The following is a 14,368-nucleotide window of genomic DNA, read 5'->3' as shown; positions in this document are numbered from 1 at the left end:
TCAGCCCTGGCCGCTGGGCGTGATCAACCCCGTCTCGTAGGCCACGACTACGGCCTGGACGCGGTCGCGCAGCCCCAGCTTGGCCAGGATGCGGGCGACGTGGGTCTTCACCGTCGCCTCGGACAGGTGCAGCCGCCCGGCGAGTTCGGCGTTGCTCAACCCCCGCGCCAGCAGGCGGAGGACCTCCAGCTCACGCGGTGTCAGCGCGGCCAGGTCGCGGTGCAGCGAGGCGGTGTCCGCGCCGCGGTTGGCGAACCGCTCCACCAGGCGGCGGGTGATGGCGGGCGCCAGCAGCGCGTCGCCGGAGCGGACCATGCGGACCGCGGCGACCAGGTGCTCCGGCGTCACGTCCTTGAGCAGGAACCCGCTCGCGCCCGCGGACAACGCGGCGTAGACGTAGTGGTCGAGGTCGAACGTGGTCAGGATGATCACGCGCGGCTCGGCGTCGCCGCCGGTGAGGATGCGCCGGGTGGCCTCCAGGCCGTCCAGCTCCGGCATCCGGATGTCCATCAGCACCACGTCGGGCACGGTGCGGCGCACCGCTTCCACGGCCTCCACGCCGTTGGTCGCCTCACCGACCACGTCGATGCCGTCGGCGGTCAGGATCATCCGGAAACCGGTGCGGACCAGCACCTGGTCGTCGGCGACCACCACCCGCAGCGGGTCGGTCACGGTGCCTCCGAGGCAGGTTCGACGGTGGTTGACGCAGGCTTGACGGTTGTTGGCGCAGGCCCGGAGGTGGTTGGCGCGGGCTCGGAGGTGGGCGGTACGGGCTCGGAGGTGGGCGGTACCGGCTCGACGGGGATCGACGCGGTCACCTGGTAGCCGCCGTCGGGGCGGCGCCGGGCGTCCAGCGTGCCGCCGTAGACCGCGAGGCGTTCCCGCAGCCCGATCAGCCCGTGCCCGTCACCGGTGGCCGCACCGGGCCCCGGCTCGCCGCCGGTGTCGACCACCTCCACCCGCAGGTGGTCGGCGCCGTAGTCCACGGTCACCGCCGCCGACGCGCCCGCCGCGTGCTTGACGGCGTTCGTCAACGCCTCCTGCACCACCCGGTAGGCGGCCAGCTCGACCCCGGACGGCAACGGGCGCGGCCGCCCGGTCACCCTCGACCGGACCGGCACACCGGTGTCGCGGACCCGGGCCACCAACGCCTCCAACTGGTCCAGACCCGGCTGCGGGGTCAGGTCGACGGGTTCCGGACCGTTCATCGTCAGCAGCCCCATCACGTGCCGCAGCTCCGTCATCGCCGCCCGGCCGCCCGCCTCCACCGCGAGCAGCGCCTCCTGCGCCTGGTCGGGCGAGGACACCATCACCTTGCGCGCCGCGCCCGCCTGGATCGTCATGACGCTCACGTGGTGGGTCACCACGTCGTGCAGCTCCCGCGCGATGCGCGCCCGTTCGTGCTCGACCGCCCGGTGCAGCGCCTCGGCCTGCTCCCGCTCCAACGCCGACACCTGCGCCCGACCTTCGTCCGTGCGGGTCTTCCACGTGCGCAGGCCGTTCGCCGCCACGATCAACGGCACCAGGATCAGCAGCGGGACGTACTCGTTGGGCACCACCGGCAGCTCCGACTCGCGGAACACCGCCACCGCCAGCACCATCACCGACAGGCTCGCCAACGCGGGCGGCCGGAACGGGCTGTAGGCGGCGGCCGAGTAGGCCGCGACGATGCAGGCGTAGAACGTGAGCCTCGGCGTGTCGGTCGACGCCACCAGGGTCGTGTACAGCACGACCCACATCACGGCCAGCGGATAACGGCGGCGCAGCACCAGGGCCGCTGCCGCCACCACCGCGACGACCACCGCGCCGGCCACCACGCCCGGCTCGGGTGGGGGAGGGCGCATCGGCGGGACCGGGCCACCGATCACCACGCGCGCGGGCACGTCGCCGCTGTCGAGCGCGTACAGGACCGAAGCGATGCCGATCACCAGCGCGAGCACCGCGTCGAACAGGTAGTTGCGCCGCGTCGGCCGGGGCAGCGGACCGCTCGGCACGGCCACCAGGGCGGCCCAGGCCCGCAGTCGGTCCACCACCGGCGCGCTCGTCACCCGGCCATTCTCACCGACGGCCCCGCCGCGGGACATCCGCCCGCCGACCCCTGCGCCTACACCGCTCGACTACATCGCGGGGATGACACCGCACCGCCCTCATCCCGGCGGAGTACCGGAAATGCCCCGGCCGACCGACGCGCCCCGGCCGGCCCCGCTCCTAGCGTCCACCGCGCCGAACCAGGACGACCCGAGGAGCAGACCCATGACCACGCCGGTGATCGAACTGCGCGACGTGAGCCGCAGGTACGACGACGGGCCGCCGGCGTTGAGCGACGTGTCGCTGACCGTGGGCGCGGGGGAGGCCGTCGCCATCCTCGGCCCGTCCGGCAGCGGCAAGTCCACGCTGCTCAACCTCATCGCGGGCCTCGACCGACCCGACGCCGGCACGGTCACCGTGGACGGTGTGCGGGTCGATGGGCTCGGTGAGGCCGGGTCCGCGCGCTACCGCCGGGCCCGCGTCGGCATGGTCTTCCAGTTCTTCAACCTGCTCGACGACCTGACCGTCGCCGACAACGTCGTGCTGCCCGCGCAGCTGGCCGGCATGGCGCGCGGCGAAGCGGGCAAGCGGGCGGCGGAACTGCTCGACCAACTCGGCATCGCCCGGCACGCCCGCGCCTACCCGGGCCGGCTGTCCGGCGGCGAACGGCAGCGCGTCGCGGTGGCCCGGGCGTTGATGAACCGGCCCGCGCTGCTGCTCGCCGACGAACCGACCGGCGCGCTGGACACCGCCTCCGGCGAGGACGTCAGCGCGCTGCTCACCGAGCTGAACGCCGACGGCCAGACCCTCGTCGTGGTCACCCACGACCTGGCCCTGGCCCGGTCCTGCACGCGCCGCACCATCCAGCTGGTCGACGGCCGGATCGCGGGCGACGTCGTGGCGGAGCCCACCCGATGAGCGCGCTGGGTCGCGTCGTGCGCTCCGGCGTGGCACGACGGCGCGTGCAGACCGTCCTCATCGGACTCGCCACGACCATGGCCGTGACCTCGTCCGTGCTGGGCGGCTCGCTGCTGGAGGCGTCCACCGCGCCGTTCGACGACGCGTTCGCCGAGCAGCGCGGCGCCCACCTGTCCGCCCGGTTCGACCCGACCAAGGCGACCGCGGCGCAGCTGTCCGCGCCGGTCGCGGGCGTCACCGCGACGGCCGGACCGTTCCCGGTCCTGACCATCACGCCCGGCGACGACGGCCCCGGCCCGCGATCGCCGCTGACCGTCGTGGGCCGCGCCGACCCCGGCGGCGGCCCGGTGGACGCGGTGACGTTGACCGAGGGCGCCTGGGCCGACGCGCCCGGCGAGATCGTGGTGTCCGCCGACGGCCCGTACGCGCACTCGCCCACCGGCTCCGGCGTCGGTCGCGAGCTCACCCTCGCCGACGGCTCGACGTTGACCGTGGTCGGCCTGGCCCGCTCGGTCAGCCGCACCGCCGACGGCTGGGTGCCACCGTCCTGGATCACCACGCCCGACGGGCACCAGGTGCTCTACCGGTTGGCCACCGCCGACACCGCCGAGCAGGTCGAGGCGGGCCGTGCGGCGATCGAGGCGGCGGTGCCCGAAGGCGCGCTGACCGGGTCGCAGTCCTGGCTCGTGCTCAAGCAGACAGCCGACCGCTCCATCGCGGTGTTCGTGCCGTTCCTCGTCGCGTTCGGCATCCTGGGGCTGGCCATGTCGCTGCTCGTGGTCGGCAACGTGGTGGCCGGCGCGGTCGGCGCGGGTACCCGGCGCATCGGCATCCTCAAGGCGCTCGGCTTCACCCCGGCGCAGGTCGTGCGCGCGTACATGGCCCAGGCGCTCATCCCGGCGACCGTCGGCACCGCGATCGGGGTCGTGGCGGGCAACCTGCTCGCCATCCCGGTGCTGGCCGAGACCGAGGACGTCTACGGCGCGGTGACGCTCACGGTGTCACCCTGGGTGAACGCCGTGGTGGTCGCCGGCGCGCTGGTGCTGGTGTCGGTGACGGCGTGGGGGAGCGCGTCCCGGGCCGGACGGCTGCGCACCGTGGACGCGATCGCCGTCGGCCGCACCCCGCGCCCCGGACGCGGTCGGTGGGCGGCCCGGCTGACCGCGCGGCTCGCCGTGCCGCGACCGATCAGCCTCGGGCTGGCCCGCCCGTTCACCCGACCCGTGCGTGCGGCGGCGATGGTGGCGGCCGTCCTGTTCGGCGCCACCGCGGTCACGTTCGCCGTCGGGTTGGCGTCCTCGCTCAACCAGGTGCAGATCGCCCGCAACCACGACCTGGCCGACGTGACGATCGGCGTCGAACGCCCCGGCACGGGAGGCCCGGGCGCCCGCCCTCCCGGCGGCCGCGCACCCGGTGGCAAGGCAGACCCCGACCCCGTCGCCGTGTCCGCCGCCATCGACGCCCAGGCCCGGACCCGAGCGCACTACCGCACCACGCGGACCACCGTGACCGTCGCCGGGGTGACCGGGTCCACCAAGGTCGTCTCGTTCACCGGCGACGCCACCTGGGACGGCTACCAGATGGTCGCGGGCCGGTGGTTCACCGCACCGGGCGAGGCCGTCGCGGCGACGCCGTTCCTGAACGCCACCGGCACCCGCGTCGGTGACACCGTCACGCTGCACGACGGGGACAGGTCGGTCACCGTCCGGATCGTCGGCGACGTCTTCGAGATGAGCAACGACGGCATGGTCGTCCTCACCGACACCGCCACGTTCGCCGCCACCTCGACCGACGTGAGCCACTACATCGCGGTCCAACCGGGCACCGACGTCACCGCGTACGTCGAGAGCCTGAACAAGGCGTTGGAACCGCTGGACGCCACCGCGGCACCCGGCGGGGACGACCAGGCCAGCGACACGATCATCCTGATCAACAGCCTGACCGCGGTGCTCACCCTGATGCTCGTCGCGGTCGCCGCCATGGGCGTGCTCAACACCGTGCTGCTCGACACCCGGGAACGGGTCCGAGACCTGGGCGTCCACAAAGCACTCGGCATGACGCCCCGGCAGACCGTCGCGATGGTGCTCGGGTCGGTCGTGGTGGTCGGGGTGCTCGGCGGTGCGGTCGGCGTGCCCGTCGGCGTCGCCCTGCACCAGTGGGTGCTGCCCGCCATGGGCGAGAGCGCCGGCATCGGCCTGCCCGCGTCGGCCTTCGCCGTGCACGAGCCGCTGCGACTCGTCGCGCTGGGTGTCGGCGGCCTGCTGATCGCGATCGTGGGGGCGTTGCCGCCGGCGACCTGGGCGGCCCGGACCTCCACCGCCACCGCGTTGCGCACCGAGTAGGGCCCGGTCCGCACCCTCCGCCTACCGCCGTGACGGTGGGCGGAGGGCGGGCACCAGGGCGAGCGCGGGCAGCAGCAGCAACGGCACGACCAGCAACGCGCGGAGGACGCCGACCTGGTCGCCGAGGATGCCGACCACCGGCGGGCCCGCCAGGAACGCGGTGTACCCGATCACCGCCACCACGCCGACCCGTGCGGCCGCACGGTCCTTCTCGTCGGCCGCCGCGCTCATGCCCACCGGGAAGCCGAGCGAGGTGCCCAACCCCCACAGCGCCACCCCGGCCACGGCCACCGCGGGCGACCCGCCCAGCACCGCCGTCGTCACGCCGACGATCGCCAGCAGCATCGTGCCGACCAGCACCGGCACCCGTCCCCAGCGGTCGAGCGCGACCGTGCCCACCAGTCGCCCGAACGTCATCGTGGACACGAACACGCCGAACACCACCGCGCCCGCCGCCGGCCCGAACGCGTAGCCGTCCACGAACGCCACCGCGAGCCAGTCGTTCGCGGTGCCCTCGGTGAACGCCAGCACCAGCACCAGCAACCCGATCAGCAGCGTGCGCGGCTCCCTCCAGGCCGCCAGCACGCCGCTCTTCGCGCCCACCGCGTCGTCACCCCCGTGGCGGAAGGAACGCGCCGCGACGACCGTGCCGACCAACGTCACCACCGCGACACCCGCCAGGTGGGCGGTCACCGGCAGGCGCGCCCACGCGGCCAGTGCGGCCGCCCCGGCCGCCGCGACCGTGCCCAGGCTCCAGACCGCGTGGAAGCGCGGCATGACCGTCCGGCCGAGCTCGCGCTCCACGGCCGCCGCCTCGACGTTCATCGCGACGTTGCAGGTGCCCGACCCGTAGCCGAGCAGGAACAACCCGATCCCCGCCGCCGCGGCGGACGGCCACGTGCCGATGGCCACGCCCGCGACCACCAGCCCGAGCGCGACACCGGCGGTCGACACGCGGACCGTGCGCCGCGCGCCGAGCCGGTGGGTCACCTCGCCGGCCGTCAGCATCGCCACCGTCGCGCCGGCCGACATGGCCAGCAGCAGCACGCCGAGCGCGGCGGGGTCCAGGTGCAACGAGTCGCGGGCGGCGGGCACGCGGGCGAACCAGGACGCCACCGCCACCCCGTTGAGCCCGAACGTCACCGCGACCCCGGTGGCGGTGGCGCGGACGGACTTCGCGGCCGAGCCGGCCGTCCCCCCGGTGACCGACATGCGTGCTCTTCCCATCGTCCCCGCCTCGCTCGTTCCCGACACCCGCCCCTCGGCGTCCCCACCCCACCCATGGAAGCGCTTCCACCACAAGGCCCGGAGCCGGCAGACTGGCGCCGTGGTCGCACATCCGTCACGGCGGCGCGAGGCGACGCTGGAGGACGTGGCACGCGAGGCGGGCGTGTCGGTGGCCACCGCGTCCCGCGCGCTGACCGGCCGCGGGCCGGCGTCGAACGCCACCCGCACCCGGGTGGCCGCGGCCGCCCGCGAACTCGGCTACGTCCCGCACGCCGCCGCACGCGCCCTCGCCACCCGCAGCGGCACCCACGTCGTCGTCGCCGTCGGCGGCCACACCGCGCACGTGCTGGACGACCCGTACGTCGCCCGCGTCCTGACCGCGACCGCCCGGACCGCCGCCGCCCGCGACGTCGGCGTGTCCGTGCGCTGGCTGCCGCTGCACGACCCGGGCGAGCTGGGCAGGTTGGCGGAGGACCGGGGCATCGGCGGCATCGTCCTGGTGAACCCGACCCGACCGGCCCTGGCCGCGGTCCCGCGCGCGGCGCGCGGCCGGATCGCGGCCATCGGCATCGGCACCCGCGACGTGCCGTCCTTCGACGTGGACAACGGCGCCGCCGCCACCCGCCTGGTCGAGCACCTCGTGGCAGGCGGCCGCCGACGCGTCGCCATGATCACCGGCCCGCTTTGGCTGCCGTGCACCCGACGCGCACTCGCGGCGTACCACCGTGCCGCGGCCGAGTCGGCCATCCCACCCCGCGCGGTCCCCGGCGACTTCACGGCCGCCCGCGGCGGGTCCGCGGCCGCGGAGATCATGGCCCGCTGGCCGGACACCGACGCGATCTTCGCGCTGGGTGACCTCTCGGCGCTGGGAGCCCTCGGCGCGCTGCGCCGCGCGGGGGTGGACGTGCCGGGGGACGTCGCGGTCGCGGGCTTCGACGACATCGACTTCGCCGCCCTCAGCGACCCCGGCCTCACCACGACCACGAACCCGGTCGAGGCCATCGCCACCGGCGCGGCGACCGCCGTCCTGGACCGCCGCGCCCCGGGCCCGCCGACCCTCTACCCCTCCACGCTGGTCCTGCGGGACAGCGCCTGACCGCCGGGTCGCGGTCGCCCGGCCGCGGCAGTGTGCCTGCGATCCACCGCGACCGCCGCCATCAGCACGCACCCGACCATCGGCACCGCCAACGGCGGCAGCTGCCACGTCACGATCAGCAGCACGGCCAGGGCCATCACCAGCAGCAGGGACCCGCCGAAGTCGACCGCAGACCGTCGCGCCGCCTCACGGCCCACCACGGCCCACCGCACGTCCTCCGACCACGCCGCCGCCGCGCGGAGCACCACCACCGCCAGGCCGACCGCCGCCGCACCGCACACGGCGGCCACCAGCCCGCCCCCCGCCACCCGCGTCCGCAGCAGCACCACGTCCACCGCCAGCACGGCGAAACCGCCGACCACCGCGAGCGACGCGACCCAACCGCCGGGCAGCGCCGCCCGCACCCGCTCGAAGAACGCCCGGACCGACGTGGTCTCCCCGTCGACGTGCGCCTTGATGTGCGCGCACCCGGCCGCGAGCGCCGGCATCAGGGTCACCACCGGCAGGGCGACGAGCAGCACCAGCAACCCCGCCGTCAGGCACTCACCGAACAACGCGAACCGCTTCACCGGCTCACCCCTTCAACCCCGACGTGGACACGCCCTCCACCAGGAACCGCTGGAAGAACAGGAAGAACAGGATCACCGGCACCAGCGCCAGCATCGACATCGCCATCAACGCGCCGAAGTCCGACCCGGTCGACTCGTCGATGAACAGCTGCAACGCCAGCGGCAGCGGGTACTTGTCCGGTGTGCTCAGGTAGATCAGCGGCCCGAAGAAGTCGTTCCAGCTCCAGATGAACGTGAAGATCGCGGTGGTGATGAGCGCCGGCCGGCACAGCGGCACGATGATGTGCCAGAACACGGTCCAGTGCCCGGCACCGTCGAGCTTCGCCGACTCGTCCAGCTCACGCGGCAGCTGCCGGATGAACTGCACGATCAGGAACACGAAGAACGCCTCCGACGCCAGGAACTTGCCCGCCAGCAACGGCACGTACGTGTCCACCAGGTCGAGGTTCTGGAACACCACGTACTGCGGGATGAGCAGCACGTGGAACGGCAGCAGCAGCGTCGCGATCATGATCCCGAACAGCACCGTCCGACCGCGGAACCGCAGGCGGGCGAACGCGTACGCCGCCAACGCCGACGACGCGACCGTGCCGACCACCGACAACACCGCCAGCACGGCCGAGTTCCAGAAGAACCGGCCGACGCCGATGCCGACGACGCCCTCGAACACGCGCTCGTAGTTGGCCAGCGTGGGCTCGGTCGGCAGCAACTGGAGGCTGCCGATGATGGCCTCGGACGGCTTGAACGTCGCCGCCGCCACCCACACGATCGGGTACAGCACGATCGCGAGCAGCGCCAGCACGCAGACGTGCCAGGCCACCCTGCTCAACGGGTGCTTCATCGGTTGTCCCCCGAGTCCCCGGAGTAGAAGACCCACCCCCGTGCGGTGCGGAACAGGAACACGGTGACCAGGCCGACGCCCAGCAGCAGCATCCACGCCATCGCCGACGCGTAGCCCATGCGGTAGTCGCCGAAACCCCGGTCGAACAGGTAGATCGTGTAGAACAGCGTGCTGCCGGCCGGCTGGCCGTTCGGCCCGCCCACCACGTACGCCGACGTGAACACCTGGAAGGAGTTGATCGTCTCCAGCAGCAGGTTGAAGAACAGCACCGGCGAGATCATCGGCAACGTGATCGACCAGAACCGCCGGGCACGACTCGCGCCGTCGACCTCGGCGGCCTCGTAGAGCTCCCGCGGCACCTGCTTCAGCCCGGCCAGGAAGATCACCATCGGCGCGCCCAGCTGCCACGTGGCCAGCAGCACCAGCATCATCAGCGAGAAGTCGGGGTTGCCCGCCCAGCCGCCGGTGTCGATGCCGAACCGCTGGAGCACCTGGTCGACCACCGAGTCGTCGCTGAACATCATCTTCCACACGATCGCGACGCCGACGCTGCCGCCGATCAGCGACGGCCCGTAGAACGCGGCCCGGTAGAAGCCCTGACCCGCCCGCTTGCCGTTGAGCAGCATGGCGACGGCCAGCGCGACGGCCAGCTTGATCGGCACGGCCAGTGCCACGTAGATCGCCGTGACCTCGACCGACCGCAGCCACCGGGCGTCGGAGAACATCCGCTGGTAGTTCTCCAGGCCGATCCAGGTCGGTGTGTTGAACAGGTCGTAGTCGGTGAACGAGAGGTACAGCGAGGTCACCATCGGCCCGAGGGTCAGCAGGACGATCCCGATGATCCACGGCGACAGGAACAGGTAGCCCGCCAGCCCCTCACCGGACCGGCGGGCCCGCTTGCGCGGACCCGCCTGCCGCGACACCTCGACCTCGGCGCGCCGGTCGGGCGCGATCGACGCCCTGGTCACGACCCGAGGGTCTCTTCGGCCTCGGTGAAGAACTGCTCGACCGCCTCGTCCACGGTGATGCGGCCGTACTGGAGTTCCTCGGTGATCCGGATGAACGCCTGCTCCAGCGTGCCCGCACCCTTCGGCGGCGCGGGAGGCGTCTTGCCGAACTTGTCCTTCAGCCCCTCCTCGTAGGCGGCCACGGCGGCCAAGGGGCCTTCGAGCTGGACGGCGGCGCGCTGCGCGTTCGTCGGCGGCAGGCCCCGGTTCGCGCCGAAGATCTTGCCGACCTCGGGGTCGTTGACCATGAACGACACCAGCTTGGCGGACGCCGCCGGGTGCTCGGTCTTCTGCGACACGCTCAGCAGCATCGACGGCTTCAGGTACTGGCCGGACGTGTCCGCCTTGTCCGTCGGCACGGGCCCCAGCTTCAGCTCCGCCTTGGCGCCCTTGTCGTAGCGGGCCATGAAGTTGTCCCAGCCCAAATCACCGGCGATCAGGTCCTGCTCCAGCGCGTGGGCGGGCTTGATCTGGACGCCCTTCTCGATGGGCAGGGTGACCTTGGCGTCGGTCAACGCCTTGCCCTCCTTGAAGAAGTCCGCCAGCCGCGCCTTGTCGAAGCCGAGCTTGCCGTCCTCGGTGTAGAGCAGCTTGCCCTCCTGGCGCAGCTGGAGCTCCAGGTTGTAGTAGCTGCCGACGTAGTTGCCGCCGCCGGGCACCCCGGTCTTCTCCGCGATCGTCTTCACGGCGGCGTGGTAGTCGTCCCAGGTCCACCCCTCCTTCGGCTCCTCGACGCCGGCCTGGGCGTACAACGCCGGGTTGTACATGTAACCCCAGGTGTTGCCGCCCGTGGGCACGCCGTACAGCTTGCCGTCGATCTCGCCGGCGCCCTTGAGCCCGGGCAGGAGGTCACCCAGTTCGAGGTTCTTGCCCTCCTGCTTCTTCAGGTCGTACAGGGCGTTGCGGTCGGAGTACTCGCGGAGGTACGCGAAGTCCATCTGCAGGACGTCGGGCGCGTTGCCGCCGGCGGTCTCGGTGGCCATCTTCTGCCAGTACGCCTCGAACTCCTGGAAGCTCGGCGTCACCTTGATCTCGGGGTTCTTGCTCTGGAAGAGGTCGATGGCCTTCTGCATCAATTCGGCGCGCTCGGCGTTCCCCCACCACGAGAACCGCAACGTGGCGGGACCGGCCTGGGTCTCCTCGCCGCCGCCACCGCTGCCGCCGCAGGCTACCGCCAGCAGCGCGACGGCCGACGTGGCCAGGATTCTGAAACGTTTCAGTGCACCCATTCGATTCCTCCGGTCTCAACCGCTTGCCGACGTTGAGGGCGGTGCGGCGGGGAAAGCGCTTTCCGGGAGGCTACGAGCAGGGTGCGCAAACGTCAATGCCCGCTTCGGCAGCCGTTCGGCGGCCGATCGGCGACCATCCGGCGGTGCCGCCGCCCCCGGCCCTCGCGCAGCGCGGTGGCCAGGGGCGGCGGCGAGTCGCACCGGTGTCATCGGACGTAGGGCCACCCTGCGGAATCCCAAGCGAGCCAATTGATACCCAACCTCGAAGCGCCGTCGTCGCCGTAATAGTGGTAGACGAGGATGTCGCTGTCGACGTCGGAGAACACGTCCTGGTGACCGGGGCCGTGGATGCTGCCCTGACCCGCGAGGATCTCCGTGCCGCCGCCGGCGGTCATGGCCGTGCCGTTGCGGTCGTAGTACGTGCCGGTGACGCTGGTCGAGCGGCCGACCACGACCCGGTAGTTGCTCGACGCGCCGCGGCAGCAGTAGTCGAAGGACGCGAACAGGTAGTAGTAGGAGCCGCGCTTGACGATGTTGGGCGCCTCGATCGGGCCGCCGTTGCGGCCGGCGATGGAGCGCACCGTCGAGTCCGACCGCAGGCCGGTGGACGGGTTGAGCGCGATCATCTTGAGGCCGGACCAGAACGAGCCGAAGCTCAGCCACCAGCGGCCCTGGTCGTCGACCACGAGGTCGGGGTCGATGGCGTTGAAGTTGTCGCTGGTGCGCGACTCGACGACCAGGCCGCGGTGGGTCCACGTGCCGGAGTTGCCGCTGGAGCTGGTGGCCAGGAAGATCGCCGAGCGGTTCGAGCCGAACGTCGAGGCCGAGTAGTACAGGTAGTACTGGCCGTTGCGGTAGGAGATGTCCGGCGCCCACAGGTTGCGGCCGCCGTTGGTGTAGGTGGTGGTCCAGGACGCGCCGCTGGGGAAGGCGACGCCCGCGTTGCGGAAGGCGGTGCGGTCGGCGGAGGTCTTCAGGCCGATGTTGTCACCGGTGTGCGCGACCAGGTAACTGCCGTCGGGTCGCTTGACGACGCTGGGGTCGTGCACCCTGATGTCGCCGGTGACCACGCCGGGTCCGGGGTAGGCCGAAGCCTGCGGCGCGAGTGCGACCGACGCGGTGGTCATCGCCAGTGCGGCGATCAGGCCGAGGGCGCGTTTCCTCGATGCAGCCACGGTTTCCTCGATCTCTCGGGGGTGTGGAGCGGGCGCGGCGGCGGCGGTGTCCGGAGTGGACTAGGGGAGGACGGCGCAGCGTCTCGGCGCGACAGGTGTCGACGTGCGCGGACTCATGCTTCGCCTCCTTGCGAGCAGGAATCGTGTCGCGCGTCCGGCCGCCTGCGGATCGGCCTGACCGGGGAGCGCTTCCCGGCACGGTAGCGCAGCCCCGTCGAGGTGGGCAAGAGTTCCTGTTATCGCTAACAGGCTGCTTTGCCCACCTCGCGGGTCAGTGTCTGTTAGCGCTCACAAGTGGCTGATCAACTCAGCACCCGACCGAGGAAGCCGCGGATGTAGCCGGTGACGGTGTCCAGGTGGTCCTCCAGCGCGAAGTGGCCGGTGTCGAGCAGGTGGATCTCGGCGTCGGGCAGGTCGCGCCGGTACGCCAGCGCGCCGTCCGGGCCGAAGATCTCGTCGTGCCGCCCCCACACCGCGAGCAGCGGTACCCCGGTGTCGCGGAAGTACCGCTGGAACGCCGGGTACGCGTCGAGGTTGTTGCGGTAGTCGCGGAACAGGGCCAGCTGCACCTCGGCGTTGCCCGGCCGGTCGAGCAGGGCCTGGTCGTGCGCCCAGGTGTCCGGGCTGATCCGGCTCGGGTCCTTGACGCCGTGGGTGTACTGCCAGCGGGTGGCGTCGAGCGTGAGCAGCGCGCGCACGGCCGGTTCGGTGTCGGGGCCGGGGTTGGTGGCGTAGGCGAACAGCGGCTCCCAGAACGGGGTGAAGCCCTCGGTGTAGGCGTTGCCGGACTGGGTGATGATCGCGGTGACGCGCTCGGGGTGGCGTGACGCGATCTTGAGCCCGATGGGTGCGCCGTAGTCCTGGACGTACAGCGCGTGCCGCCGCACGCCGAGGTGGTCCAGCAGCCCGAGCGTGATGTCGGTGAGCGCGTCGAAGGTGTAGTCGAACTCGTCCACCGACGGCGCGGAGCTGTGGCCGAAGCCGACGTGGTCCGGCGCGATCACGCGGTAGCGGTCGGCGAGTCGCGGGATCAGCTCGCGGAACATGTGCGAGCTGGTGGGGAAGCCGTGCAGCAGCACCAGGACCGGGGCGTCGGCGTGGCCCGCCTCCCGGTAGAACACGCGCTGCCCGTTGACGTCGGCGTACCGGTACGAGGTCATCGACTGCTCCTGTCTCGAAAGGTGCCTAACTGTTCTAACTGCTATGAACGGTTAGGTGATGCGGTCAGGTAAGCAGGCGCGTGTTAACCTGTCAAGCGACTCTCAACGGTTAGACAGGGGAGGTTGGGGCCGTGCTCGGTGCCGATGACGCCGTGACCGGCGCGCTGCTGGCCCGTGGCTGGCCCGCGCGTCCGCTGGCGGACCAACCCCTGGCCATCGACCTGCTGAACACGCGTTGGGTGACCGGCGGCGTGCCGTACGACCTGCTCGACCACGACGACCTGGCCGTGTCCTGGCTCGCGGACCGGGAACTCCCCGCCGGCCGACCCGTGCCGCGGCAGCCGCTGCGCCAGGCCCGGGAAGCGCTGGCCGCCGTGATCGCGGACCCGGCCGACCACGCCGCGCTCAACTCCCTGCTGGAACGGGGGCGGGTGCGGTTGGCGGTCGACGAGCGCGGCCGGGTCGAGCACGACGACGTCGCCGACCCGCGGTGGCGCGCGGCCTGGGCGTGCCTGCGCGACTTCGTCGGCCTGCGCGAGGCGACCCCGGACCGCATCCGCAAGTGCGCGAACCCCGAGTGCGTCCTGCACTTCCAGGACACCTCGCGCACCGGCAGGCGGCTGTGGTGCTCGATGACGGCCTGCGGGAACCGGCTGAAGGCCCGCCGCCACCACAGCCGGGTTCGCGCCACACCCTGACCGCGCCACACCCTGACCGCGCCCTTACGCGGCGCGCCGCGCCCTGACCGCACCGTCGCGCGCCGAACCGTCACGCGC

13 protein-coding genes are annotated in these 14,368 nt (G+C 72.5%); 4 read left to right on the top strand and 9 right to left on the bottom strand.

Annotated elements, in window-relative coordinates:
- Entirely contained in the window at positions 1-672 is a 672-nt protein-coding gene (locus tag AB0K14_RS21825) for a response regulator transcription factor (RefSeq protein WP_360455280.1), read from the bottom strand.
- Positions 669-2,048: a sensor histidine kinase gene (locus AB0K14_RS21820; protein ID WP_360455277.1), complete on the bottom strand. Its 1,380-nt coding sequence runs from the start codon at positions 2,046-2,048 to the stop codon at positions 669-671. Before AB0K14_RS21820 ends, AB0K14_RS21825 begins: the two co-directional genes overlap by 4 nt.
- A 205-nt stretch (positions 2,049-2,253) precedes the next feature.
- On the opposite strand from AB0K14_RS21820, the gene AB0K14_RS21815 reads away from it, so the two are divergent.
- Together AB0K14_RS21815 and AB0K14_RS21810 are read left to right on the top strand one after the other, a co-directional pair.
- Positions 2,254-2,946, top strand: coding sequence for an ABC transporter ATP-binding protein (locus AB0K14_RS21815; RefSeq protein WP_360455274.1), 693 nt, complete (start codon positions 2,254-2,256; stop codon positions 2,944-2,946).
- Positions 2,943-5,288, top strand: a complete 2,346-nt coding sequence (locus tag AB0K14_RS21810; RefSeq protein ID WP_360455272.1) for an FtsX-like permease family protein — start codon at positions 2,943-2,945, stop codon at positions 5,286-5,288. The genes AB0K14_RS21815 and AB0K14_RS21810 overlap by 4 nt, the downstream gene beginning before the upstream one ends.
- A gap of 21 nt (positions 5,289-5,309) precedes the next feature.
- Here AB0K14_RS21810 and AB0K14_RS21805 read toward each other — a convergent pair whose 3' ends face one another.
- A complete protein-coding gene (locus AB0K14_RS21805; protein ID WP_360455269.1) occupies positions 5,310-6,500 on the bottom strand; it encodes an MFS transporter in 1,191 nt (396 codons plus the stop codon).
- 115 nt (positions 6,501-6,615) lie between these two features.
- On the opposite strand from AB0K14_RS21805, the gene AB0K14_RS21800 reads away from it, so the two are divergent.
- Positions 6,616-7,611, top strand: a complete 996-nt coding sequence (locus tag AB0K14_RS21800; RefSeq protein WP_360455266.1) for a LacI family DNA-binding transcriptional regulator — start codon at positions 6,616-6,618, stop codon at positions 7,609-7,611.
- Here AB0K14_RS21800 and AB0K14_RS21795 read toward each other — a convergent pair.
- From AB0K14_RS21795 to AB0K14_RS21770, 6 genes are all read right to left on the bottom strand, one after another.
- Positions 7,575-8,180 carry a hypothetical protein gene (locus AB0K14_RS21795; protein WP_360455263.1) on the bottom strand — a complete coding sequence of 202 codons (606 nt, stop codon included), beginning with the start codon at positions 8,178-8,180 and terminating at the stop codon, positions 7,575-7,577. The two genes, AB0K14_RS21800 and AB0K14_RS21795, sit on opposite strands and share 37 nt — an antisense overlap.
- 4 nt (positions 8,181-8,184) lie before the next feature.
- Positions 8,185-9,021: a carbohydrate ABC transporter permease gene (locus AB0K14_RS21790; protein ID WP_360455260.1), complete on the bottom strand. Its 837-nt coding sequence runs from the start codon at positions 9,019-9,021 to the stop codon at positions 8,185-8,187.
- Positions 9,018-9,989 carry a sugar ABC transporter permease gene (locus tag AB0K14_RS21785; RefSeq protein WP_360455257.1) on the bottom strand — a complete coding sequence of 324 codons (972 nt, stop codon included), beginning with the start codon at positions 9,987-9,989 and terminating at the stop codon, positions 9,018-9,020. The genes AB0K14_RS21790 and AB0K14_RS21785 overlap by 4 nt, the downstream gene beginning before the upstream one ends.
- On the bottom strand, positions 9,986-11,257 hold the full coding sequence (locus AB0K14_RS21780) for an extracellular solute-binding protein (protein WP_360455254.1): 1,272 nt from the start codon (positions 11,255-11,257) through the stop codon (positions 9,986-9,988). The genes AB0K14_RS21785 and AB0K14_RS21780 overlap by 4 nt, the downstream gene beginning before the upstream one ends.
- Positions 11,258-11,463: 206 nt before the next feature.
- Complete coding sequence (locus AB0K14_RS21775) at positions 11,464-12,432, bottom strand: arabinan endo-1,5-alpha-L-arabinosidase (protein WP_360455252.1); 969 nt, start codon at positions 12,430-12,432, stop codon at positions 11,464-11,466.
- A 302-nt stretch (positions 12,433-12,734) separates the two neighbouring features.
- Entirely contained in the window at positions 12,735-13,592 is an 858-nt protein-coding gene (locus AB0K14_RS21770; protein WP_360455249.1) for an alpha/beta hydrolase, read from the bottom strand.
- 131 nt (positions 13,593-13,723) lie between these two features.
- Between AB0K14_RS21770 and AB0K14_RS21765 the strand changes: the two genes are divergently transcribed.
- Complete coding sequence (locus AB0K14_RS21765; protein WP_360455246.1) at positions 13,724-14,290, top strand: CGNR zinc finger domain-containing protein; 567 nt, start codon at positions 13,724-13,726, stop codon at positions 14,288-14,290.
- Positions 14,291-14,368 lie beyond the last annotated feature (78 nt).

The organism is Actinosynnema sp. NPDC050801, from assembly GCF_040673975.1.
Classification (GTDB): Bacteria; Actinomycetota; Actinomycetes; order Mycobacteriales; family Pseudonocardiaceae; genus Actinosynnema.
This window is presented reverse-complemented; position numbering and strand designations above follow the sequence as displayed.

Bases quoted from the DNA above. Each gene is read 5' to 3' on its own strand.
- AB0K14_RS21815 (WP_360455274.1), top strand. From the start codon at position 2,254: ATGACCACGCCGGTGATCGAACTGCGCGACGTGAGCCGCAGGTACGAC.
- AB0K14_RS21810 (WP_360455272.1), top strand. From the start codon at position 2,943: ATGAGCGCGCTGGGTCGCGTCGTGCGCTCCGGCGTGGCACGACGGCGC.
- AB0K14_RS21805 (WP_360455269.1), bottom strand. From the start codon at position 6,500: ATGTCGGTCACCGGGGGGACGGCCGGCTCGGCCGCGAAGTCCGTCCGC.
- AB0K14_RS21790 (WP_360455260.1), bottom strand. From the start codon at position 9,021: ATGAAGCACCCGTTGAGCAGGGTGGCCTGGCACGTCTGCGTGCTGGCG.
- AB0K14_RS21780 (WP_360455254.1), bottom strand. From the start codon at position 11,257: ATGGGTGCACTGAAACGTTTCAGAATCCTGGCCACGTCGGCCGTCGCG.
- AB0K14_RS21770 (WP_360455249.1), bottom strand. From the start codon at position 13,592: ATGACCTCGTACCGGTACGCCGACGTCAACGGGCAGCGCGTGTTCTAC.